Source organism: Nocardioides panacis (assembly GCF_019039255.1).
GTDB classification, from domain to species: domain Bacteria; phylum Actinomycetota; class Actinomycetes; order Propionibacteriales; family Nocardioidaceae; genus Nocardioides_B; species Nocardioides_B panacis.
This window is the reverse complement of record NZ_CP077062.1, coordinates 2,973,143-2,995,317: the sequence shown is the minus strand read 5'-3', so window position 1 is coordinate 2,995,317 and position 22,175 is coordinate 2,973,143. Positions and strand designations below refer to the sequence as shown.

Genomic DNA, 22,175 nt, shown 5'->3' with positions numbered 1-22,175 from the left:
GATGACCGAGTCGATCGTCGCTCGCCACGCGAGCAAAGAGTTCACCATGCGCTACCACCGCACGATCAAGCAGATCACGATCGCGGCGATGCGGCGCAACAAGATCAGCGACAGCTTCCTGGCGGTGGACGACGTGTCGTTCACCATCGAGCAGGGCGAGTCGGTCGGCCTGATGGGACTGAACGGCTCCGGGAAGAGCACGCTGCTCAAGCTCATCAACGGCGTGATGAAGCCGGACTCGGGCGAGGTGCTCACCCGCGGCCGGATCGCCGGGCTGATCGCCACCGGCGCCGGCTTCCACCCGCAGATGACCGGCCGCGACAACGTCTACCTCAACGCCGCCATCCTGGGCATGAGCGAGGCCGAGACGGACCGCAAGTTCGACGCGATCGTGGAGTTCGCCGACATCGGGAAGTTCCTCGACACCCCCGTCGGGCACTACTCCTCGGGCATGTTCTCCCGGCTCGGCTTCGCGGTCGCGGTGAACACCGACTCCGACATCTTCCTGATCGACGAGGTGCTCGCCGTCGGCGACCGCCCGTTCAAGAAGAAGTGCATGGCCCGCATGCAGGAGATCCGCGACGAGGGCCGCACGATGCTCTACGTCAGCCACGCCGCCAACTCGGTGCGCAAGATGTGCGACCGGGTGCTGGTCCTGGAGAAGGGCGTGCTCGGGTACGACGGTCCCGTCGACGAGGGGATCCGCTACCTGCAGTACGACGACACGGACGCCGAGGACGTGAGCTCCGAGGACAACCAGGACAACGACGACGAGGAGCTCGGCGCCGACGTCTGAGGCGCCGGCCACACCGGGCGGTCCCGGGGGGGCATAACGGGCAGGTCACGGTTCGGGTTTCCCCCAGCGGGGCAGGGGAAATTACACGTTTGTAGTTAGCAGGAAGCCCTTGCGGGCCCCTGTTGCTGCTGTGACATTTGGTACTCATGTGAATCTCGTAGACCCACAGGAGTACCCCCCGATGCCCGAGAACAGAAGCCGATTCGTGCTCCTGTGCCAGCAGAGTCTGGCGTTCGCGCTGGTGGCCGCCATCGCGGCCCCGGCGGCGAACATGGTGACCCTGGACATCGTGGCCCCGGCCCGTCCGCACGCCGCCGGCGTGACCGCTCCCGTCCCCGCGGGTGACGGGTCGGGCAGCAGCTCCGTGACGGACGCCGCCGTGGGCGGGGGCGGCACGCCCTCGCTGGTCTCCTCCCGGCCCGTGGAAGCCGCGGGTGACCGCCGTACCGCTGGGTGGCGTGAACCGCCGGGGGCTCGAGGCGCTCGGCACCGGCAGCCCGGCCTCCCGCGCGCCGGGAGGCGAGGCGACCCTGGCCGCCGCCGAGGGCGACCCCGAGACCGACGACCTCGCCGTGCTGTCCGCCCCGCAGCCGGTCGACAGCCTGGCCACCGTCGGCGTCACCTGGGCCGACGGCGAGCGGGTCTCCGAGGAGGCCCTGAAGGTCTCCGTGCGCACCGAGACCGACGGCACCTGGTCGGACTGGGAGACCATGCCGTACCACGACGAGCACGGCCCTGACGCGGGCAGCGCCGAGTCCGGCCGGACCCGCCCCGGTACCGACCCGGTGTACGTCGGCCACGTCGACGACGTGCAGATCAAGGCCGTCACGGACTCCGGCCAGGCCCCGGCCGGCATGCAGCTCGCGCTCGTCGACCCGGGCGCCCAGACCGCCGCGGCCGTCGAGAAGCCGGCGATCGACACCGGCACGCTCGACCTGTCCTCGGCCGACACGACCGGGACCACCCCGACCGACCCGGCCACCGAGCCGGTGGTCCCGACGACCGACCCCGCCACGACCGACCCCGCCGCGACCGACCCCACCACGACCGACCCCGCCACGACCGACCCCGCCACGACCGACCCCGCCACGACGGACCCGGCGGACGACGCGTCGCTGGCCGCGGGCGCGGTCACCGCCAAGCCGATGATCTACTCGCGGGCCCAGTGGGGCGCCGACGAGCGGATGCGCGACTCGTCCTCGCTGCACTACGGCGAGGTGCACGCCGGCTTCGTCCACCACACCGTGAACGCGAACAACTACACCGCCGCCCAGGTGCCCGCGATCATCCGCGGCATCTACGCCTACCACACGCAGTCCCGCGGCTGGTCGGACGTCGGCTACAACTTCCTGGTCGACCGCTTCGGGCGGATCTGGGAGGGCCGGTACGGCGGCGTCGACCGTCCCGTCGTCGGGGCGCACACCCTCGGCTACAACGACGACGCGTTCGCGATGTCCGCGATCGGCAACTACGAGACCGCCCAGCCCTCGGCGGCCGTGCTGGACGCCTACGGCCGGCTGTTCGCCTGGAAGCTCAGCCTGCACGGCGTCGGCGCCGGCTCCATGAAGCAGTGGGTCACCAAGCGCTACCTCCCGGCGATCAACGGGCACCGCGACGTCGGCCAGACCGCGTGCCCCGGGAAGTACCTCTACGCCCAGATCCCGCGGATCCGGCAGCTCGCCGTGGCCTACCAGAAGTCCTTCGCCAGCCGGAACCGCACCGCGAACCTCACCGGCACGACCGCGCCGGACGTGGTGCTGCGCGACAAGACCACCAAGCAGGGCTACGTGCTGCGCAGCGGCGGGCAGTCCGGCTTCACGCGGGGCTCGGTCGCGCGCTCCGGGCTGTCGGGCGTCGACCAGCTCACCGCCGTCGGCGACGTCACCGGTGACGGCACGACGGACCTCCTCGCCCGCACCCGCTCGACCCGCAGCACCAAGGTGCTCCCCGGGGACGGCACCGGGCACTTCGGCACCGGGATCAAGCCGAGCCAGCGGTTCGCCGCGGCCGACCAGCTCACCGGCGTCGGCGACTGGAACGGCGACGGCCACGGCGACGTCGTCGGCCGCAACGGCACCAACAAGCGGCTCTACGTCTACTACGGCGACGGCTCGGGCGGCTTCGGCGCCACGCACCGCACGCTGTCGCTGCACTGGGGCGGCTACACGACGACGACGGGGGCCGGCGACTTCGACAAGGACGGGCACCCGGACCTGGTCGCCCGCAGCAGCGACGGCAGGCTGTGGCTGGTCCCGGGCACCGGCAGCAGGCTCGGCGCGCGCAGGCTGCTCTCCGGCAGCTGGTCCGGCTTCGACCTGACGGCCGCGGGCGGCGACCTCACCCAGGACGGCGTGCCCGACGTGGTGGCGCGCAACCGCGCCACCAAGCAGACCTGGGTCTACCCGGGCAACGGCCGGGGCGGTCTCACCGCCCGTCGCGGGCCGTTCACCGCCGCGTCCGGGGTCGACCGGCTGCTCTCGCCCGGACAGGTGCGCGGCTCGGCCGCCGGCGACCTCGTCGGCCGGGACGCCAAGGGCCGGCTGATGGTGTTCACCGGCAGCGGCGCCACCAACGGCAAGACGCTGGTCCCGATGGGCCGGTCCTTCCCGAGCGCCAACCTGCTGCTCAACGTCGGCGACTGGAACGGCGACGGCAAGGGCGACGTGATGTCGCGGTCCGCGGACGGCGTGATGTACCTGCTGCGCGGTCAGGGCACCGGCTCCTTCGCGGCGCCGGTGCAGGCCGGCACCGGCTTCGGGTCGGTCCGGCTGCTCGCCGCGGTGGGCGACCTCACCGGCGACGGCTACCCCGACCTGATGGGCCAGCCCTCCGGCGGTGCCATGCGGATCTACCCGAGCAACGGCTCGTCCGGCTTCCGGGCCAGCTACGTGGCGTACGCCGCGGTCACGGCGACGCAGCAGGTCGGGATGGGGCTCTGGAACGGCGACGGGTCCCCCGACAGCCTGGTGCGGCGCAGCGACGGGTCGCTGGTGCTCTACTCGGGCAACGGCCCGGGCGGGCTCACCGGCGCGACGAGGATCGGCTCGCTGGGCAGCGGCTACGACTGGCTGCTGGCCGTCGGGGACGTCACCGGCGACAAGCGGCAGGACCTGCTGGCCCGGGAGAGGAGCACCGGCACGCTCTGGACGCTGCCGGGCACGTCGACCGGGTTCGGGGCACGCAAGCTGTTCATGGGCAGCCTGGGGCGCTTCGACCTCGCCGGCTGAGGTCCCGCGGCCCTCAGTCCGCCCGGCGGAGCAGGTCGGTCGCCCGCTCCTGCTCCGCACGGCGGTCCCACCCGGACCCGTCCGGGTGCCGGACCCACGCCACCCCGGCGCCCGCGACCAGCGGACCCAGGACGGTCGCCAGGCCGGCCCGGGTGCACGGGTTCACGTCGGTGAGCAGCCGGCCGCCGGCCGTCACGACGCCGGCCGCCCCGGCCAGCAGGTCGGCCTGGGTCGACGTACCCTCCGCGTCGCGCCAGGCCACGTCGTCACCGGTCGGCGGGTCGTAGGCCACGAACACGTCCGGCTGCGCCAGCACCACGGCGCCGTAGTCGGTCACCCCCGCCGGCAGCGGCTCGGCGAACCGGCCGCCGAGCGGCCGCAGCGACAGGGCGACCACCGGCACCCGCTCCGCGAGGGAGGCGTACGCCGCGACGCGGTCCGGCCCGCACACGACCAGGTCGGCCCGGCCCGCGAGCGCCGGGTCGTCGGTCACCGTCAGGCCGACGCTCCAGGCCGCACCCAGCCACACCGCGCCCTGCCAGTGCGTCGGCAGGTCCACCAGCACGAGCCCCCCGCGCTCGGCGTCGAGCTCGTCGGTGGCGAGGCCGGCGGTCTTGGCCACCCAGTTGGCGTAGGTGGTCACCGACAGCTCGATCCGCTCGCCGGTGGCGTCGTCGTAGAACGTGACCAGGGGCCGGGACGGGTCGCTGCGGAGCAGTGCCGCGAGGGCGGCGGGGAACGTCGGGGGGGAGGGGGGTGGCCATGCCCGCACTGTACGGACCGGCCGGGCGTCGGGGCGGGGGCGGCCGCCCCGGTGACTACACTGCCGCGCATGTCCGAACACCCTCGCCGGGCGAGCATCGTCAGCGGCTACTTCAACCCCTTCCACCAGGGTCACCTCGACCTGTTCGAGCAGGCCCGGGCGCGCACCGGCTACCTCGTGGTGGTGGTCAACAACGACGCCCAGCAGCTGCTGAAGAAGGGCCGGATCATCCAGACCGCGGACGTCCGGACGCGGATCGTGGCCGCGCTGCGCGTCGTGGACGACGCGATCGTGGCCATGGAGTCCGGCCCGGGCATCGACGAGACGTTCGACGAGATCCGCCGCCGCTACCCGGACACCGAGCTGGAGTTCTGCAACGGCGGGGACCGCTCGCCGGACGCGGACGGCATCCCCGAGGCCGAGCGGGCCGCGGCCGAGCGCAACCGCATCGAGCTCGTCTACGGCGTGGGCGGCGAGTCCAAGGCCGACTCGAGCACCCGCATCCAGGCCGAGCTCGAGGGCGGCGCCTGAGCGTCGCTCCCGCCGGTCAGCGGGCCAGCCGGACCAGCCACTCGGCGCCGCCGAGCACGGCGGTGAAGCGCAGCCAGCGTCCGGCCAGGCCGAGCACGAAGAACAGCGTCAGGCTCATCCGCAGCTGGCCGGCGAGCACCGACAGGATCGCGAACGGCGGGAAGCCGCTGAACGCGGACAGGAACACCAGCGCGCCAGCGAAGAGCGGCCGCTCGTGGGTGCGGGTGCGCCACTTCTCCAGGCGGGCCCGCGCCTTGGGCGTCTCCATGCGCCGGCGCACCCAGGCCCAGCTCAGCGAGCTGGCGCCGAGGTAGTACCACACGAGCTTGCCGACCATCTGTCCGAGCGCGGCGGCCAGGCCGAGCACCCACACGTTCTCGATGCCGCCGACCGAGCCGCGCACGCCGAGGTAAGCCTCGATGTTGATCAGCGGCACGAGCGCGGAGGCGAACGCCACCCCGACCACGCCGAGCAGGTCCGCGAGATGTCCCGGCACTCCGGACTACATCGCCTGGGGCTCGGGCGAGTCGCTGTAGGGGTAGTCGGCGGTGAACTTCTGCACGACCTTGCCGCTGGGCTTGGCGCAGTACTCCCAGATGCCCTGCTGCTTGGACACGTCGGTCGGGTCGCCGCCGGCGGACCAGTGGGTCAGCGCGACGTGGGTGCCCTTGGGGAAGGCCTTGCCGTCCTCGGAGGTCCACGGAAGCGCGATGAACTTGTCGGTCAGCTTGGTGCCTTCGTACTTCGCGGCGATCGCCCGGACCACGGCGAGCTGGTCGGAGCTCTTCGCGATCGTGGCGTCGTACCAGAGCAGGCTGTAGCCGTGCTCGAGGTTGTGCACGACGTACTCGATCTTGGGGCGGTCCTTGGTGGTGTAGAACTTCCGCTCGAACGGGGCCGTGACCGGGTAGTGCGGGCCGAACGCCGGGGGAGCGTCGGAGTAGGTGATCGTCGTCCCCTCCGGCTTGTGCTCCTGGTTGCCGGTCGCCTTCTTCTTCACGATCGGCTGGCAGCCCGCCGCGCTCTCGGCCGCACCGAGGGTGTCCAGGTCCCCGGCCGTCAGCCGGCTCTGCTTGATCAGGGGTACGGCGGCCGCGCCGATGATCAGGAGCGCCACCACGGCGCACGCCGAGATCACGATGATCGTGCGCCGGCGCTCGGACTTCTTCTGGTCGCGTCGCATCTGCTCGACGACCGCGCGACGGTCCCGGTCCTTGTTGGGCTTGGCCATGATCCAGCGGTCTCCGGCTCGTTGCGGTGCGGGTGGTGCGGCGAAGTCTACGGAGTGCGCAGGCGGAACCGGATCAGCGGGCCGTCGTCGGCAGCCCCGTCGGCGGGGCTCCACCCCAGGGCGAACGCGGCGGCCCGCATCCGGGCCTCGGCGGCCCCCTGCTGCCGCTCGGTGCCGCCCAGCCGGGCGGTCACCAGGTCGCCGGCGACCCGCACCTCGGCGGTGTCCTCGGCGAGCGCGGAGAGCTGCACGACGAGCTCCAGCGGGGTGCACGCGCCGCCGAAGCCGCGCTGGTCGTCGGCGTGCAGCGCGCTGAGCACCGCCTCCCGCGACCCCAGGCCGAACATGTCCTGGGCCTCGTCGCGGACCAGCACGGTCGCGCCGGCGCCGTGCGCGCCCGGCGCGAGCACCAGGCCGCCCAGCCCGCGCACGACGGCGGCGGGCCGGCGGTCGAGCTTGCGCTTGACCAGGTCGGCGGCCGAGGCCAGCTCGTCGGCTACGGCCGGGGCGGTGACCGCGAGCTCGTTGCCGTGCGGGTCGGTGCGTCCCGCGTAGTCCAGCAGCACGTCGAGCCCGGCCGCGCCGATGGCGATGTCGGTCTGCCCGGTGCGCCAGGCCCGGCCGGCGGTGTCGGTCACCAGCACCGCGACGTTGCGCCCGGTGCGGTGCGCCAGTGCCTCGCGCAGCCCGCGCGCGGAGGCGTCCGGGTCGCGGGGGGAGGAGCACCACGGTGTCCGTCTCGGTGTTGGACGCGTCGATGCCGGCGGCGGCCATCACCAGACCGTGGTGGGTGCGCACGATGCTGGTCCGGCCGCGCCAGGCCACCGTGCGGTCGGTCTCGTCGGCCAGCGCCTCGTCGCGCTTGCCGGTGCGCACCCGGCCCTCGGCCTTGCTGACCACCTTGCTGGTCACCACCAGGATGTCGCCGTCCTCCAGGGCGACCGCGCCGGCGAGCAGCCCGGCGAGGTCGGCGCCCTCGGTGACCTCGCCGAGCCCGTCGACGGGCAGGCAGAGCAGCTGGTCGGGCCGGCTCACGCGCGCACCTCCTCGGCCAGGTCGAGCACCGCCCGCGCCATCGCAGCGGTCGCGTCGTGGTCGGTCATCATCAGCGGCGCCGCCTCGCAGGCGATGCCCGCGGCCCGGACCCGGGCGACGTCCGCGGCGTCGGCGGTGTCCACGAGCCAGCCGTCGAGCACCCCGTCCCCGCTGCGGGAGCCGTAGTGCTCGGCGACGCCGGCGGCGCTCACCTCGACGTCGATCGCGGTGAGCAGCTGGGCGGCCATCCCGCGGACGTGGTGGCCGGCCACCACAGGGGACAGGCCGACCACCGGCGCGGCGGTCGAGCGCAGCGCCTCGCGGATCCCGGGGACGCCGAGGATCGTGCCCACCGACACCACGGGGTTCGACGGAGGCACGATCACCACGTCGGCGCCGGTGATCGCCTCGACGACACCGGGCCCGGGGGTGGACCGCTCGAGGCCGACCGGGACCACGGCGCGGGCCGGCACCTCGGCGTGCAGGCGCACCCAGTACTCCTGGAAGTGGATCGCGCGCTGCCCGGACGGCTCGTCCGCGTCGTCGACCACGATGTGCGTCTCGACCCGGTCGTCGGTCATCGGCAGCAGCGTGACGCCCGGCTGCCAGCGCCGGCACAGCGCCTCGGTCACCGCGCTGAGCGGGTAGCCCGCCTCGAGCATCTGGGTGCGCACCAGGTGGGTCGCGAGGTCCCGGTCCCCGAGCCCGAACCAGGTCGGCTCGACGCCGTACGCCGCCAGCTCGTCCTTCGCGTGCCAGGTCTCGTCGGTCCGGCCCCAGCCCCGCTCGGTGTCGATCCCGTCGCCGAGGGTGTACATCACGGTGTCCAGGTCGGGGCAGATCTTCAGCCCGTGCAGCCAGATGTCGTCGGCGGTGTTGGTGACGACGGTGACCCGGGCGGGCTGCCCGCCGGGCCGCTCGAGTCCCTCGAGGTGACGCAGCAGGCCTTGCAGGAAGCGGGCTCCGCCGACGCCGCCGGAGAGCACGGTGACAGAGGTCACAGGCCGGCGGGCGGTGGGCGGGACGGGGGAGGAGGTCATCGGCGGTCCTTTAGTCGCTGTGGCAGGCGTGGGTCAAATGTCGGGCGTGTCGGCCGCTATAGCAGATCAAGGCTTGACTTCGCGGGTACGACAGACGTGTAATTCCCACAGTGTTGTTCATGTCCCGCGTTTCCAGGACGAGCGGCGCCCAGCACCACTAGCGTGAGTCACAAGGCCCTCCCGGAGGGCACCAAACGGGACCCGTAAGGGTCTCACGGGTCGAAAGGGCGAAAGCCGTGCGAGAGCTTTATCTACTCGACGGAGACGCCGAGGAGCTTGGTTGGCAGGAGCGCGCCCTGTGCGCGCAGACCGATCCCGAGGCGTTCTTTCCGGAAAAAGGCGGCTCCACCCGCGAGGCGAAGCGTGTCTGCCTCACCTGCGACGTCCGTGACGAGTGCCTGGAGTACGCACTCGGCCACGACGAGCGCTTCGGCATCTGGGGCGGCCTGTCCGAGCGTGAGCGGCGCAAGCTGAAGAAACGCGCCGTCTGACCCGGTCCCCGGCGCGTCGCGGTCCCGACCCCGGCGTCTAGGGTGGTCCGCCGTGACGACAACGGTGACGGCCCTGCTGGTCAGCCACGAGGGTGCGCGCTGGTTGCCGGCGGTCCTCGACGGGCTGTCCGACCAGACCCGTGCCCCCGACCGGGTGGTCGCGGTCGACACCGGCAGCACCGACGAGAGCCCCCGGCTGCTGCGGACCCGGCTCGGTGACGGAGCGGTGCACAGCACCGACGCGGGCAGCTCCTACGGCGCCGCCGTCGCCCACGGCCTCACCCAGCTCACCCAGCTCACCGAGTCCGCCGGGCCCGCCGGGCCCGACGACTGGGTGTGGCTGCTGCACGACGACAGCGCCCCCGCCCCCGACGCGCTCGAGCAGCTGCTCGCCGTCGTGGAGTCCACGCCGTCGGCCGACGTCCTGGGCCCCAAGCTCCGCGAGTGGCCCTCGCTGCGCCGGCTGCTCGAGATCGGCGTCACGATCAGCGGCACCGGCCGCCGCGAGACCGGCCTGGAGCGCGGGGAGTACGACCAGGGCCAGCACGACCGGCTGCGCGACGTGCTGGCGGTCAACACCGCCGGGATGCTGGTCCGCCGCTCCGTCCTGGAGGCCCTCGGGTTCGACGAGCAGCTCCCGCTCTTCGGCAACGACGTCGACTTCGGCTGGCGCGCGGCCCGGGCCGGGCACCGCACCGTCGCGGTGCCGGACGCCGTGGTGTTCCACGTCGAGGCCGCGCACCGCGGGGTCCGGCAGCACCAGCTCAAGCCGTCCGGCTACCGGCGCGGCGAGCGGTCCGCGGCGCTCTACACGCTGCTGGTCAACGGCAGCGCCTGGGCGCTGCCGTTCATGCTGGTCCGGCTGTTCCTCGGCAGCCTGGTCCGGGCCGCCGGCCTGCTGCTGGTCCGGGCGCCCGGCGAGGCCGTGGACGAGCTCGCCGGCCTGGTCGCCACCTACCTGCGCCCGTGGCGGGTGCTGGCCGGCCGGCGCCGCCGACGCCGCAGCTCGACGGTGCCCCAGCGGCAGGTCCGGCCGCTGCTGGCGCCGCCCTGGATGCCCTACCGGCACGGCCTGGACTTCCTGTCCGACATCACCTCCGCCGTCGTCCTCCAGGCCGGCGACCTCTCGGTGGCCCGGCGGACCCGACGGGCCCGCGGGTCGGGGACCGCCGAGACCGGGCCGGTCTCCGAGGACGCCCAGAACCTCCCCGAGGACACCGGCCTGCTGGCCCGGCTGGTCACCTCCCCGGTGGCGTGGGTGTTCGCCGTCCTGGTGGTCGGCGCGGCCCTCGCCGCCCGCGGCCTGGTCGGCGCGGGGTCGCTGTCCGGGGGAGCGCTGCTCCCGGCCCCCGCGAGCGCGCTCGACTGGTGGCACCTGCACCTGTCCTCCTGGCACGACCTCGGCACCGGCTCGGGCGCGCCCGCCGCGCCGTACGTCCTGCCGCTCGCGGTGGTCGGCACCCTGCTGCTGGCCAAGGCCTGGCTGCTCGTCGACGTGCTGTTCCTGCTCGCCGTGCCGCTGGCGGCGCTCGGCGCCTACCGCTTCCTGGTGCGGGTCACCTCCTCGCTGCCGATGAGCCTGTGGGGCGCCGTGGCGTACGGCGTCCTGCCGGTCGTGTCGGGCTCGGTGCAGCAGGGCCGTCTCGGCACCGTCGTCGGCACGCTGGTGCTGCCCTGGCTGGCGCACGCCGCGCTGTTCCTGGCGCCCCGCTACGCCCCGGACCGCCGCCGCCGCGCCGCCTGGCGCACCGCGCTGTGGCTGGCGCTGCTGACCGCGTTCGTGCCGACCGCCTGGCTGCTGGCGCTGGTCGTGGGGGTCGTGGCGCTGGCCCTCGCGCTCCGGGGCCGCTCGGCGCAGGGGCTGGCGTCCGGGATCGCCAGCCCGCTGGTCGGCACCCTCGTGCTGCTGCTGCCGTGGTCGGTGGCGACCTGGGCGCACCAGGGCCCGGCGTCCTGGCTGTTCGAGGCCGGGCTGCCCGCGCCCCGGCTGACCGAGGGGCTGACCCGGTGGGGCGCGCTGCTCGGCCGCCCGGGCTCCGACGGGGCCCCGGCCTGGATGACCCTCGGGGTGGTGCTCGCGGCGGTCGTCGCCCTGGCTCGGCGCGACACCCGTCCCGCGGTGCTCCGCGCCTGGGTGGTGATCGTCGCGGCCCTGGGGCTGGTCGCGGTGCTCTCCGGCGGCACCTACTCGACGGCGAACGCGCCGACCGACCAGCCGCTCTGGCTCGGCTTCCCGCTGGTCGTCGCCCAGGCGGCCGCCGTCACCGCCGCGGCACTGGCCGGCACCGGCATCCGCCGGCGCCTCGCGGGGGCGAGCTTCGGCTGGCGGCAGCCGGTCGGGGTCGTCGTGGTCGCCCTGGCCGCCCTCACGCCGGTGGTGTCCGCCGTCTGGTGGGTGTGGTCCGGGACCTCCGGGCCCCTCGAGCGCGGCCGCGCGACCACGGTCCCGACCTACATGACCGACGCCGCGGCCGCCGACCCGGACAACGGGATCCTGGTGGTCCGGGGCTCCCGGGTCGCCGGCTTCAGCTACGTCCTGATGCGCCAGCCCGGGACCCGCGTCGGCGACGACTCGGTGATGCCCTCGGTGGTGGACCAGGGCCCGCTGACCGGGTACGTCGAGGGCCTGGTCACCGCCCCCGAACCGGCCGACGTCGCCGGCCTCACCGGGCTCGGCGTGGCCTACGTCTACGCCCCCGCGCCGGCCGACGTCACCCTGGTGGGCAACCTCGACAGCGTCAGCGGGGTGAGCCCGGGCAGCGCGACCAGCCCCGGGGCCCGCGCCTGGCAGGTCGAGGCGCCGCCCACCGGCGCCGACCTGGTCCGTGACCCGGACCCGCTGCGACCCTGGCTGCTCGCCCTGCAGGGCCTCGCGATCGTGGTCGTCGCGGTCCTGGCCGCGCCCACCCGGAAGGCCCGCCGATGAACGCCGCCGAGAAGGGCTCCCGCCGTCGTGCGGCCGAGCGCACCCGCCGCACGTTCGACCGGGCGCTGCTCGCCCCGGTCGTCGTCGTGCTGCTCGCGCTCGCGGCCGTGCTGCTGACCACCTCGGCCGACCCGGTGACGCGCGCCGACACCGCCGGCCTGTCCCGCGGCGCCCTGGTCGAGCGCACGACGTTCGCCTGCCCCGACCTGGACGCCGGCCGCGGCGGGACCAGCACCGCGTCGCTCGGCCTCGTGCCGGCCCCGGCGGGCCTCGACGTCCCCTCCGGCGGCGAGGTGACGCAGGGACCGGTCGCCTCCGACGGACGCGCGGTCGACGTACGGCGGGGGTCGGTGGTCGACGTACCCACGAGCGGAGGGCCGGCCGTCACCGCCACCGGCGGCGCGGCCGCGGGGCTGTTCGGCTTCCGGACGGACGAGCGGGACCGGCGCACGCTGGGCGTCGCGGCCTGCGCCACGCCCCGGTCGCAGTGGTGGTTCGCCGGCGCCGGCGCCGGCCTCGACCACTCCTCCACCCTGGTGCTCGCCAACGTCGACCCCGGACCCGCGGTCCTCGACCTCACCGTGCTGGGCCCCGCCGGCGAGGTGGAGACCGTCGGCACCCAGGGCGTCACGCTGCCGCCGCACTCGGTCCGCCGGGTCTCGCTCGCCGACATCGCGCCGCAGACCGACGACCTCGCGATCGGTGTGCGCACCAGCCGCGGCCGGGTGGTCGCCGCGGTCGACGACGCGTTCAGCGCCAAGGCGTCCGGGCGACCCGGCCAGGACTGGCTGGCCGGCACCGACCTGCCCAGCCGCACCCTCCGGCTCGCCGGGCTGCCCGCCACCTCCGGCTCCACCCGGCTGCTGGTCGCGAACCCCTCGGACCTCGAGGCGGTCGTCGAGGTCCGCGTCGCCGGCCGGTCCGGCACCTTCACGCCCGAGGGGCTGGACCCGATCACCGTCGCGCCGGGCACGATCGAGCAGCTGGACCTGTCCGGCGTGCTGCCCGCGAAGGAGGCCGTCGCGCTGCGGCTGCGCTCCCGGGTGCCGGTCGTGGCGTCCGTGCGGGTCACCGACGCCGGCGACCACTCCTACGCGACGCCGGTGGCGCCGCTGACCGGCCCCGCCGCCGCGCCGGTGCTCCCCGGCTCCGACGCGACCGTCCAGCTGACCGCCGGCCCGGTGGCCACCAGGGCCACGGTCACGACCTACGACGCGGACGGCACGCGCGTCGGCGGCACGGTCCTGGACCTCGACGCCACCGCGACGGCCACCTGGTCGCCCGGGAAGGGTGCGGCGTACGTCGTGGTCAGCCCGGCGACCGGGCCGGGCAGCGGGACGGTGCACGGGGCCGTCACCTACGCCGGCCGCGGCATCGCCTCGGTGCCGCTGGTGCCGCTGCCGCTCCAGGTCGTCCGACCGTCCGTGCGGCCCGGCCTGCGCTGAGCGGCCGGTCCCGGTCAGTCCTCGTCGGAGTCGTAGCGGGGGTCGACCTCCTCGGGCGGGCGCCCGATCAGCTCGGAGACCTGCTCGACGAGGACGGTGAGCACCATCGCCGAGAGGTCGCTGCGGGTCGCGGCGCGCAGCTCGATCGGTCGCCGGAACAGCACCAGCCGGCTCGGCGCGCCGCCGGTGCCCCGCACCAGCGAGGCCAGCGGGACGGTGTCGGCGTCCCAGTCGTCGGGCACCATCGGCGTCTCCTCGACGGCGAACTCGACCAGCCCGAGCTCGGCCGCCCAGCGGCTCTCCAGCTCCTCGATCACCGCCACCACGATGGCGTCGAACGCCTCCTTGGGGCTGCGCGCGGCCGGGACCCCCGCCGGGGCCAGCGGGCTCGGCAGCAGCGCCGGCCCGCGCATCCCGCGCCCGCGCCGGTCCCGGCGGCGTCCACGACCTGGCTGCCCGGGGTGGGTCGGCAAGCCGGACGGCGGCACGGGGGCACTCACGTCCGCGAGCCTAGTCGTGGGGGTGGGGGTCAGCCGGTACCGTCTGCTCCGTGAGTCCTGCCCGCCGTTGCTCGAGAACCGCCTGTGCGCGGTCCGCGGTGGCCACGTTGACCTACGTCTACTCCGACCAGACCGCGGTCCTCGGGCCGCTGGCGACCTACGCGGAGCCGCATGCCTACGACCTCTGCGAGGCGCACAGCGAGCGGCTCAGCGCACCGCGCGGCTGGGAGGTGCTCCGGCTGGCTCCCGACCCGGACGCGTTCGGGCCCTCGAGCGACGACCTGCTCGCGCTCGCCGACGCCGTCCGCGAGGCGGCCCGGCCGATGCCGGTCACCCGGCCCTCGCGGGCCGTGGGCCTGGTGCCGGGCGCGCCCGGGGACGACCCGCGCGACGTCGAGCGGGCGCCCACCCGCGAGGTGGGCCGCCGCGGCCACCTGCGCTCGCTGCCGACGCCCGAGGACTGACCGCGCGGCAGGCCGATAGTGTGCGGGCCATGTCCTCGACCTCGGCCACGAGCCTGAACGCCGTCTTCAAGGCGTACGACGTCCGGGGCACCGTCCCCGACCAGATCGACGAGGACCTCGCGCGTGCCGTCGGGTCCGCCTTCGTGCAGGTCACCGACGCCACCGCGACCGGCGTCGTGGTCGGCCACGACATGCGGCCCTCCTCGCCCGGCATGGCCCGCGCGTTCGCCGAGGGTGCCGCCGCGGCCGGGGCCGACGTCACCCTGATCGGCCTCGCGTCGACCGACCAGCTCTACTTCGCCTCCGGGTCGCTGGGCCTGCCCGGCGCCATGTTCACCGCGAGCCACAACCCGGCGCAGTACAACGGCATCAAGATGTGCCGGGCGCTCGCCGTCCCGCTCGGCATGGACACCGGCCTGGCCGCCGTCCGCGACCTCGTCGCGGCGGGGGAGCAGGCCACCGCCGAGCGCACCGGCGAGATCGTCGAGCGCGACGTCCTCGAGGACTACGCCGAGCACCTGCTCGGGCTCGCGCCGGTCACCGGCCGCCGGCTGAAGGTCGCCGTCGACGCCGGCAACGGGATGGCCGGGCACACCGCACCCGCGGTGCTGGAGCGCCTGGACCTCGACCTCGTGCCGATGTACTACGAGCTCGACGGCACGTTCCCCAACCACGAGGCCAACCCGATCGAGGCGGCCAACCTGGCCGACCTGCAGGCCAAGGTCCGCGAGACCGGCGCCGACATCGGCCTCGCGTTCGACGGGGACGCCGACCGCTGCTTCATCGTCGACGAGCGCGGCGAGATCGTCAGCCCCTCGGTGCTCACCGCGCTGATCGCCTCGCGCGAGCTGGCCCGGGTCCCCGGCGCGGCCGTGATCCACAACCTGATCACCTCGCGCTACGTCCCCGAGCTGGTCACCCGGCTCGGCGGCACCCCGGTCCGCACCCGGGTCGGGCACTCCTTCATCAAGGCCACGATGGCCGAGACCGACGCGGTGTTCGGCGGCGAGCACTCCGGGCACTTCTACTTCCGCGACTTCTGGCGGGCCGACTCCGGCATGCTCGCCGCGCTGCACGTGCTGGCCGCGCTCGCCGAGCAGGACCGGCCGCTCTCGGAGCTGCTCGCGGAGTTCTCCCGCTACGTCGCGACCGGCGAGATCAACTCCACGGTGGCCGACCAGGCCGCGGTCGTCGCCGAGATCGAGCGGACGTACGGCGCCCTCGACGGCGTCACCGTGGACCACCTCGACGGGCTCACCGTGACCCACCCGGACTGGTGGTTCAATGTCCGCGCGTCCAACACCGAGCCCCTGCTGCGGCTCAACGCCGAGGCCGCGGACCCGGCCACCCTCGAGCGACTGCGCGACGACGTGCTCGCCACCATCAGGAGAGACTCATGAACCTCGACCCCGCCCTGCTCGACATCGTGGTCTGCCCCGACTGCCGGGGTGCGCTCGCCGTCGACGAGACCGCCGGCGAGCTCGTCTGCACCTCCTGCGGGCTGGCCTACCCGGTGCGCGACGACATCCCGGTCCTCCTCGTCGACGAGGCCCGCCGACCCGAGAACCGGTAGGTCCGCACCATGGCGGAGATCTTCGACGACTCGCGCCTCGACGACGAGACCGCGCTCGCGACGTACGACCAGACGCTGCGGCACCTCGCGGAGGCCGGCGCCCGGGTCCGTCGTGAGGCAGGCGAGGCCGCCGAGGCGATCGCCGCCGCGGTGGCCGGAGCGCTGGGCGAGGCCCGTCCGCGCGCCGTCGTCGCCGCCGGCCCCGACTCCCGGCTGCTCCGCTCGGTGCTCGAGCCGTGGTGCCCGGTGCCGTTCGTGGCCTGGCCCGGACCGTCCCTGCCCGGCTGGGCCGGCGGTCTCGACCTCGTCGTCGTGCTCGCGCCCGAGGGCAGCGACACCGGAGCCGCCTCCGCGGTCGCCGAGGGAGTCCGCCGCGGCTGCCGCGTGGTGGTCGCCTGCCCGCCGCGCTCCTTGGTCGCCGAGCACGCGGTCGGCCGGGACTGCACGGTGCTGCCGTGCTCCTCGGGCGACCAGCTCGCCGCCGCCGTGGTGATGCTCGAGTTCCTCGACCAGGTCGACCTCGGCCCGGACTCCGACCCCGAGTCGGTCGCCCAGGCCCTCGACGACGTGGCGATCGCCTGCTCGCCGTTCCGCGACCTCGCGGTGAACCCCGCCAAGATGCTGGCCATCGCGCTCGCCGACTCCACGCCGCTGGTGTGGGGCGGCTCGGTGCTCGCGGCGCGCGCCGCCCGCCGGGTGGCGGAGTCCATCCGGCGCTCCAGCGGGCGCACGGCGCTCGCCGGGGACGCCGAGCACCTGCTCCCGGTGCTCGCCGCCGCGCGCGCCACCGACCTGTTCGCCGACCCGTTCGACGACAGCGACGAGGGCGCCCGGCAGCCGGCGCTGGTGATCCTCGACGACGGCGCCGAGGAGCCCTCGATCCGCGAGCAGCGCGGCCGGCTCACCGCGGTGGCCCAGGAGCGCGGCGTGCGCGTCGAGCGGCTGTCGGCCGAGGCCGGCAACGGCGTGGCCCGCTACGCCGAGCTGCTGTCGACCGGGACCTACGCGGCGGCGTACCTCGGCGTCGGCCTCGCCCACGGCTGAACCGCCCGCCGGCCGGCCGGGGCGGGCTTGCGCTGCCGCTAGGCTGCTCGTCCACGTGGGACCGGACGACGACGAACAGGGAGCAGGCAGCCGATGTCAGCCGAAGGCGGAACCAAGGCCGTGATGGCCGCACTCCTGGCGAACTCCGGGATCGCGGTCATGAAGTTCCTGGCGTTCGCCCTCACCGGTGCGTCCTCGATGCTGGCCGAGGGCATCCACTCGGTGGCCGACTCCGGCAACCAGGTGCTGCTGCTCCTCGGCGGGAAGCGCTCGCGGCGCGAGGCCACCCCGCAGCACCCGTTCGGCTTCGGCCGCGAGCGGTACATCTACTCGTTCCTGGTCGCGATCGTGCTGTTCTCGGTGGGCGGCCTGTTCGCGCTCTACGAGGCCTACCACAAGGCCCACGAGGTCCACGAGGGCCTGCCCAACGAGCTGCTCGACGGCCGCTGGTGGTGGGTGGCGGTCGTCGTGCTCCTCGGCGCGATCGTGATGGAGGGCCTGTCCTTCCGCACCGCGATCGGCGAGTCCAACAAGACCCGCGAGGGGGCGAGCTGGGTGGAGTTCATCCGCCGGGCCAAGTCGCCCGAGCTGCCGGTGATCCTGCTCGAGGACTTCGCGGCGCTCATCGGCCTGGTGCTCGCGCTGCTCGGGGTCGGCCTGTCGAAGGCGACCGGCAACGGCTACTTCGACGTCGCCGGTACGGCCGGCATCGGGCTGCTGCTCGTCGCGGTCGCCTTCGTCCTCGCGATCGAGACCAAGAGCCTGCTGCTCGGCGAGTCGGCCAGCCCCCAGGCGCAGGTCCGGCTGCGCGAGCGGCTGCTCGCCACCCCGGGCATCGAGCGGGTGATCCACATGAAGACGCTGCACCTCGGTCCCGAGGAGCTCCTCGTCGCGGTGAAGATCGGCGTGCCGCAGAACGCCAGCGCCGCCGACGTGGCGGCCAGCATCGACGCCGCCGAGCGGGCGATGCGCGAGGCGGAGCCGGCCGCGCAGGTCATCTACGTGGAGCCGGACATCTACGTCGAGGGCCACCGGCCCGACCCCCGCCCCGAGGCGCCGGCACCCGCCGAGCACTGACGGTTCGGCGCCTGAGGCCCGCCCGGGTAGGCTGGAAATGCTGTACCGACCCACCGACACGTCGCAGAGGAACCGCATACATGGACTTCAAGGTTGCCGATCTGAGCCTGGCCGACTACGGCCGCACCGAGATCACGCTCGCCGAGCACGAGATGCCGGGCCTGATGGCCATGCGCGAGCGGTACGGCGCCTCGCAGCCGCTGGCCGGTGCCCGCATCGCCGGCTCGCTGCACATGACGATCCAGACCGCTGTCCTCATCGAGACGCTGACCGCGCTGGGCGCGGAGGTCCGCTGGGCCTCCTGCAACATCTTCTCCACCCAGGACCACGCGGCCGCGGCCGTCGTCGTCGGCCCCGAGGGCACCCCCGAGAACCCCCAGGGCGTCCCGGTCTTCGCCTGGAAGGGCGAGTCGCTGGAGGAGTACTGGTGGTGCACCCAGCAGATCCTCGCGTGGCCCGGCGCGCACGCGAACATGATCCTCGACGACGGCGGTGACGCCACGATGCTGGTGCACCTCGGCGTCCAGGCCGAGAAGGACGGCAAGGCCCCGGCGCTCGACACCGCGCACAGCACCGAGCAGCGGGTCGTCTTCCAGGTGCTGGCCGACGCGCTGGCCGAGGACAACAACCGCTGGACCGCGGTCGCCAACGAGATCAAGGGCGTCACCGAGGAGACCACCACCGGTGTCCTGCGCCTCTACGACATGATGCGCGACGGCTCGCTGCTGTTCCCGGGCATCAACGTCAACGACTCGGTCACCAAGTCGAAGTTCGACAACAAGTACGGCTGCCGGCACTCGCTCATCGACGGCATCAACCGCGCCACGGACGTGCTCATCGGCGGCAAGGTCGCGGTCGTCTGCGGCTACGGCGACGTCGGCAAGGGCTGCGCGGAGTCGCTGCGCGGCCAGGGCGCCCGGGTCATCGTCACCGAGATCGACCCGATCTGCGCGCTCCAGGCGGCGATGGACGGCTACCAGGTCGCCACCCTCGACGAGGTCCTCCCGACCGCGGACATCATCATCACCGCGACCGGCAACAAGGACGTCGTCACCGTCGAGCAGATGCAGCGGATGAAGTTCCAGGCGATCGTGGCCAACATCGGCCACTTCGACAACGAGATCGACATGGCCGGTCTCGAGACCTTCCCCGGCGTGCACCGCAAGAACGTGAAGCCGCAGGTCGACGTGTGGACCTTCCCCGACGGCGGTACGACGATCATCGTGCTGTCCGAGGGTCGGCTGATGAACCTCGGCAACGCGACCGGCCACCCGTCGTTCGTGATGTCGAACTCGTTCACCAACCAGGTGCTGGCGCAGATCGAGATCTACACCAAGACCGACGAGTACCCGGTCGGTGTCTACGTGCTGCCCAAGCACCTCGACGAGGAGGTCGCCCGCCTGCACCTGGGCGCCCTCGGCGTCTCGCTGACCACGCTGTCGGACGCGCAGGCGAAGTACCTCGGCGTCGACGTGGCCGGCCCGTACAAGGCGGACTCGTACCGCTACTGACCTCCGGGTCAGCGGGACGGTCCAGGTCGACAGGAGCAGAGCGGAGATGGCGATCGCGGACGTGACGAGCACGGGTGGGCGTGGCCGCGTGCTCGTCGTCGACGACGACGCGGCCCTCGCCGAGATGCTCACCATCGTGCTGCGCAACGAGGGTTTCGACTCCCGCGTGTGCCCGGTGGGCGACCGGGCGCTCGCGGACTTCCGTGACTACCGTCCCGACGTGGTGCTGCTGGACCTGATGCTGCCCGGCAAGGACGGCATCGACGTGTGCCGGGAGATCCGGGCGGAGTCCGGGGTCCCGATCGTCATGCTCACCGCCAAGAGCGACACCATCGACGTGGTCGTCGGCCTCGAGTCCGGGGCCGACGACTACGTCGTCAAGCCGTTCAAGCCCAAGGAGCTGGTGGCCCGCATCCGGGCCCGGGTCCGGCGCTTCGACGACCCGGCGCCCGAGGCGCTGACGATCGGCGACCTGTCGATCGACGTGGCCGGCCACGTGGTCGCCCGCGACGGCGAGGCCATCGCGCTCACGCCGCTCGAGTTCGACCTGCTGGTGTGCCTGGCCCGCAAGCCCTGGCAGGTGTTCACCCGCGAGGTGCTGCTCGAGCAGGTCTGGGGCTACCGGCACGCCGCGGACACCCGGCTGGTCAACGTGCACGTGCAGCGGTTGCGCTCCAAGGTCGAGCACGACCCGGAGAACCCGGAGATCGTGGTGACGGTCCGTGGCGTCGGCTACAAGGCCGGGAACGCGCAGTAGGCCGTGACCGGTCCGGTGACGGCACCACCGCACGTGCCGGCGTGGCGGCGGGCCGCGACCGTCTGGCGCCGCTCGATCCAGGCGCGCGTCGTGATCAGCACGCTGCTGCTCTCGGCCGTCGTGGTCTCCCTGGTCGGCTGGGTGCTGCTCCAGCAGGTCACCGACGGCCTCGTGCAGAGCAAGCGGGACTCGGCGGTGGCGGAGTCCACCCGTGCGACCGCCGAGGCGCAGCGCCGGCTGTCGGCCGCCAACGGCAACGACTTCGACGCCGGCACGCAGCTCACCCAGCTGGTCTCCACCCTGGTCTCCCGCGGCTCGGTGCAGGGCTACGAGATCGTGCTGACCGGCCCGATCGCCGGCTCCGGGTCGGGCGTCGCGGCCGGCCCCGGCACCAGCAACACCCCCGGCGTGCTCAGCGACAGCATCCCCGAGCGCCTGCGCAGCCGCGTCGAGCGCGGCAGCGGCGACGAGACGTCCTACACCTTCGCGACGATCCGCTACACCGACGCCAGCGGCCGCCCGGCGGTGCCCGGCGTGGTGACCGGCTCGCAGGTCACGCTGCCGGCCGACGGCGGCACCTACACGCTCTACTACCTGTTCCCGATGACCGAGCAGCAGGACACCCTCTCGCTGGTGCGCCGGGCGCTGGTCACCGGCGGCGCCCTGCTGCTGGTGCTCGTCGGCGGGCTGACCTGGCTGGTCACCCGGCAGGTCGTCACGCCGGTCCGGCTGGCCCGGCGGGTCGCGGAGCGGCTGGCGTCCGGCCGCCTCGAGGAGCGGATGCACGTGCGCGGCGACGACGACATCGCCCGGCTCGGCACCTCCTTCAACCAGATGGCGGCCAGCCTGCAGAAGCAGATCCGCCAGCTCGAGGAGCTCTCCCGGGTGCAGCGACGGTTCGTCTCCGACGTCTCCCACGAGCTGCGCACCCCGCTGACCACGGTTCGGATGGCCGGTGACGTGCTGCACGACGCCCGGGAGCGGTTCGACCCGCCCACGGCGCGGGCCGCCGAGCTGCTGCAGAACGAGCTGGACCGCTTCGAGATGCTGCTGGCCGACCTGCTGGAGATCAGCCGCTTCGACGCCGGCGCCGCCGTGCTCGACCTCGAGGACGTGAACCTCGTCGACCTCGCGCACCGGGTGGTGGAGTCCACCCGCGCCCTCGCGGAGCGGCGCGGCACCGTGGTCGTCGTCCAGGCAGGGGAGCGGCCGTGCGTCGCGGAGGTGGACCCGCGCCGGGTCGAGCGGATCGTGCGGAACCTGATCACCAACGCCATCGACTACGCCGACAGCAAGGACGTCGTGGTCATGGTCGAGTCCAGCGAGGAGGCCACCGCGCTCGCCGTGCGCGACCACGGGGTCGGGCTGCGGCCCGGCGACGCGGCGATGGTCTTCAACCGGTTCTGGCGCGCCGACCCGGCCCGCGCGCGCACCACCGGCGGCACCGGTCTGGGACTGTCGATCTCGCTGGAGGACGCGCACCTGCACGGCGGCTGGCTGCAGGCGTGGGGCGAGCCCGGGGCCGGGGCGCAGTTCCGGCTGACCCTGCCGCGCCGGGCGGGCGACCGGATCGGGGCGAGCCCGCTGCCGCTGGTGCCCGCGGACGCCGCGCTCGGCCAGGTCGGCGCCGACTACGCGCGGGTGGACCGCCGACCCGTCGGACGCAAGGCGGGCACCCCGTGAGCCCCGTGGTCTCCCGCGGCCGGGCGGCGGGCGTGCTGCTGGTGCTGCTGGCGCTGGCCCTGACCGGCTGCGTGAGCCTGC

20 protein-coding genes and 1 pseudogene are annotated in these 22,175 nt (G+C 74.0%); 14 read left to right on the top strand and 7 right to left on the bottom strand.

The window, feature by feature from the left end:
- Position 1: 1 nt before the first annotated feature.
- Both KRR39_RS14630 and KRR39_RS14625 read left to right on the top strand, forming a co-directional pair.
- Positions 2-796 carry an ABC transporter ATP-binding protein gene (locus KRR39_RS14630; RefSeq protein ID WP_216937959.1) on the top strand — a complete coding sequence of 265 codons (795 nt, stop codon included), beginning with the start codon at positions 2-4 and terminating at the stop codon, positions 794-796.
- A gap of 434 nt (positions 797-1,230) precedes the next feature.
- Positions 1,231-4,023 (top strand): FG-GAP-like repeat-containing protein, encoded by a 2,793-nt coding sequence (locus tag KRR39_RS14625; RefSeq protein WP_216937957.1) that lies wholly within the window; start codon positions 1,231-1,233, stop codon positions 4,021-4,023.
- A gap of 13 nt (positions 4,024-4,036) precedes the next feature.
- Here the strand turns inward: KRR39_RS14625 and KRR39_RS14620 are convergent, their stop codons facing one another.
- Complete coding sequence (locus KRR39_RS14620) at positions 4,037-4,795, bottom strand: TIGR03089 family protein (protein WP_216937955.1); 759 nt, start codon at positions 4,793-4,795, stop codon at positions 4,037-4,039.
- A 60-nt stretch (positions 4,796-4,855) separates the two neighbouring features.
- Between KRR39_RS14620 and KRR39_RS14615 the strand changes: the two genes are divergently transcribed.
- On the top strand, positions 4,856-5,317 hold the full coding sequence (locus KRR39_RS14615) for an adenylyltransferase/cytidyltransferase family protein (protein ID WP_216937947.1): 462 nt from the start codon (positions 4,856-4,858) through the stop codon (positions 5,315-5,317).
- 16 nt (positions 5,318-5,333) lie between these two features.
- Here the strand turns inward: KRR39_RS14615 and KRR39_RS14610 are convergent, their stop codons facing one another.
- From KRR39_RS14610 to cofD, 5 genes and pseudogenes are all read right to left on the bottom strand, one after another.
- Entirely contained in the window at positions 5,334-5,813 is a 480-nt protein-coding gene (locus tag KRR39_RS14610) for a VTT domain-containing protein (protein ID WP_216937945.1), read from the bottom strand.
- A 6-nt stretch (positions 5,814-5,819) separates the two neighbouring features.
- Positions 5,820-6,548 (bottom strand): DUF3105 domain-containing protein, encoded by a 729-nt coding sequence (locus tag KRR39_RS14605; RefSeq protein ID WP_216937943.1) that lies wholly within the window; start codon positions 6,546-6,548, stop codon positions 5,820-5,822.
- Between the two features lie 47 nt (positions 6,549-6,595).
- On the bottom strand, positions 6,596-7,222 hold the full coding sequence (locus KRR39_RS24935; protein ID WP_254185743.1) for a coenzyme F420-0:L-glutamate ligase: 627 nt from the start codon (positions 7,220-7,222) through the stop codon (positions 6,596-6,598).
- A 109-nt stretch (positions 7,223-7,331) separates the two neighbouring features.
- A pseudogene (locus KRR39_RS26650) lies at positions 7,332-7,583 on the bottom strand (coenzyme F420-0:L-glutamate ligase); the annotation flags it as partial.
- Positions 7,580-8,623 carry a 2-phospho-L-lactate transferase gene (cofD, locus tag KRR39_RS14595; RefSeq protein WP_216937941.1) on the bottom strand — a complete coding sequence of 348 codons (1,044 nt, stop codon included), beginning with the start codon at positions 8,621-8,623 and terminating at the stop codon, positions 7,580-7,582. The gene cofD and the pseudogene KRR39_RS26650, both read right to left, overlap by 4 nt.
- A 236-nt stretch (positions 8,624-8,859) precedes the next feature.
- Between cofD and KRR39_RS14590 the strand changes: the two genes are divergently transcribed.
- Genes KRR39_RS14590 through KRR39_RS14580 form a run of 3 tightly spaced genes read left to right on the top strand, consistent with a single transcriptional unit; the run spans position 8,860 to position 13,485 of the window.
- Entirely contained in the window at positions 8,860-9,114 is a 255-nt protein-coding gene (locus KRR39_RS14590) for a WhiB family transcriptional regulator (protein ID WP_216937939.1), read from the top strand.
- A 52-nt stretch (positions 9,115-9,166) separates the two neighbouring features.
- Positions 9,167-12,040 (top strand): glycosyltransferase family 2 protein, encoded by a 2,874-nt coding sequence (locus KRR39_RS14585; RefSeq protein ID WP_216937937.1) that lies wholly within the window; start codon positions 9,167-9,169, stop codon positions 12,038-12,040.
- The gene (locus KRR39_RS14580) at positions 12,037-13,485 is read left to right on the top strand and encodes a DUF5719 family protein (protein ID WP_216937936.1); all 1,449 of its coding nucleotides are present in this window, start codon (positions 12,037-12,039) and stop codon (positions 13,483-13,485) included. Before KRR39_RS14585 ends, KRR39_RS14580 begins: the two co-directional genes overlap by 4 nt.
- 14 nt (positions 13,486-13,499) lie before the next feature.
- Here KRR39_RS14580 and KRR39_RS14575 read toward each other — a convergent pair whose 3' ends face one another.
- Positions 13,500-13,985: a metallopeptidase family protein gene (locus KRR39_RS14575; protein WP_254185155.1), complete on the bottom strand. Its 486-nt coding sequence runs from the start codon at positions 13,983-13,985 to the stop codon at positions 13,500-13,502.
- A gap of 98 nt (positions 13,986-14,083) precedes the next feature.
- On the opposite strand from KRR39_RS14575, the gene KRR39_RS14570 reads away from it, so the two are divergent.
- The 8 genes from KRR39_RS14570 to mtrB all read left to right on the top strand — a co-directional run bounded on the left by KRR39_RS14570 (position 14,084) and on the right by mtrB (position 22,094).
- Complete coding sequence (locus KRR39_RS14570) at positions 14,084-14,449, top strand: DUF3499 domain-containing protein (protein ID WP_254185154.1); 366 nt, start codon at positions 14,084-14,086, stop codon at positions 14,447-14,449.
- Between the two features lie 29 nt (positions 14,450-14,478).
- Positions 14,479-15,849 carry a phosphomannomutase/phosphoglucomutase gene (locus tag KRR39_RS14565; RefSeq protein WP_216937932.1) on the top strand — a complete coding sequence of 457 codons (1,371 nt, stop codon included), beginning with the start codon at positions 14,479-14,481 and terminating at the stop codon, positions 15,847-15,849.
- On the top strand, positions 15,846-16,022 hold the full coding sequence (locus tag KRR39_RS14560; protein ID WP_216937931.1) for a Trm112 family protein: 177 nt from the start codon (positions 15,846-15,848) through the stop codon (positions 16,020-16,022). The genes KRR39_RS14565 and KRR39_RS14560 overlap by 4 nt, the downstream gene beginning before the upstream one ends.
- Before the next feature lie 9 nt (positions 16,023-16,031).
- The gene (locus tag KRR39_RS14555) at positions 16,032-17,066 is read left to right on the top strand and encodes an SIS domain-containing protein (protein WP_216937930.1); all 1,035 of its coding nucleotides are present in this window, start codon (positions 16,032-16,034) and stop codon (positions 17,064-17,066) included.
- A gap of 93 nt (positions 17,067-17,159) precedes the next feature.
- Positions 17,160-18,143, top strand: coding sequence for a cation diffusion facilitator family transporter (locus KRR39_RS14550; protein ID WP_216937929.1), 984 nt, complete (start codon positions 17,160-17,162; stop codon positions 18,141-18,143).
- 80 nt (positions 18,144-18,223) lie between these two features.
- Positions 18,224-19,654 (top strand): adenosylhomocysteinase, encoded by a 1,431-nt coding sequence (ahcY, locus tag KRR39_RS14545; protein WP_216937928.1) that lies wholly within the window; start codon positions 18,224-18,226, stop codon positions 19,652-19,654.
- A 46-nt stretch (positions 19,655-19,700) separates the two neighbouring features.
- A complete protein-coding gene (mtrA, locus tag KRR39_RS14540) occupies positions 19,701-20,411 on the top strand; it encodes an MtrAB system response regulator MtrA (RefSeq protein ID WP_216937927.1) in 711 nt (236 codons plus the stop codon).
- Positions 20,412-20,426: 15 nt separating this feature from the next.
- The gene (mtrB, locus tag KRR39_RS14535) at positions 20,427-22,094 is read left to right on the top strand and encodes an MtrAB system histidine kinase MtrB (RefSeq protein WP_216937926.1); all 1,668 of its coding nucleotides are present in this window, start codon (positions 20,427-20,429) and stop codon (positions 22,092-22,094) included.
- Positions 22,095-22,175: the final 81 nt, after the last annotated feature.

Bases quoted from the DNA above. Each gene is read 5' to 3' on its own strand.
- KRR39_RS14630 (WP_216937959.1), top strand. From the start codon at position 2: ATGACCGAGTCGATCGTCGCTCGCCACGCGAGCAAAGAGTTCACCATG.
- KRR39_RS14615 (WP_216937947.1), top strand. From the start codon at position 4,856: ATGTCCGAACACCCTCGCCGGGCGAGCATCGTCAGCGGCTACTTCAAC.
- KRR39_RS14605 (WP_216937943.1), bottom strand. From the start codon at position 6,548: ATGGCCAAGCCCAACAAGGACCGGGACCGTCGCGCGGTCGTCGAGCAG.
- cofD (WP_216937941.1), bottom strand. From the start codon at position 8,623: ATGACCTCCTCCCCCGTCCCGCCCACCGCCCGCCGGCCTGTGACCTCT.
- KRR39_RS14580 (WP_216937936.1), top strand. From the start codon at position 12,037: ATGAACGCCGCCGAGAAGGGCTCCCGCCGTCGTGCGGCCGAGCGCACC.
- KRR39_RS14565 (WP_216937932.1), top strand. From the start codon at position 14,479: ATGTCCTCGACCTCGGCCACGAGCCTGAACGCCGTCTTCAAGGCGTAC.
- KRR39_RS14560 (WP_216937931.1), top strand. From the start codon at position 15,846: ATGAACCTCGACCCCGCCCTGCTCGACATCGTGGTCTGCCCCGACTGC.
- KRR39_RS14555 (WP_216937930.1), top strand. From the start codon at position 16,032: ATGGCGGAGATCTTCGACGACTCGCGCCTCGACGACGAGACCGCGCTC.
- KRR39_RS14550 (WP_216937929.1), top strand. From the start codon at position 17,160: ATGTCAGCCGAAGGCGGAACCAAGGCCGTGATGGCCGCACTCCTGGCG.
- ahcY (WP_216937928.1), top strand. From the start codon at position 18,224: ATGGACTTCAAGGTTGCCGATCTGAGCCTGGCCGACTACGGCCGCACC.
- mtrA (WP_216937927.1), top strand. From the start codon at position 19,701: ATGGCGATCGCGGACGTGACGAGCACGGGTGGGCGTGGCCGCGTGCTC.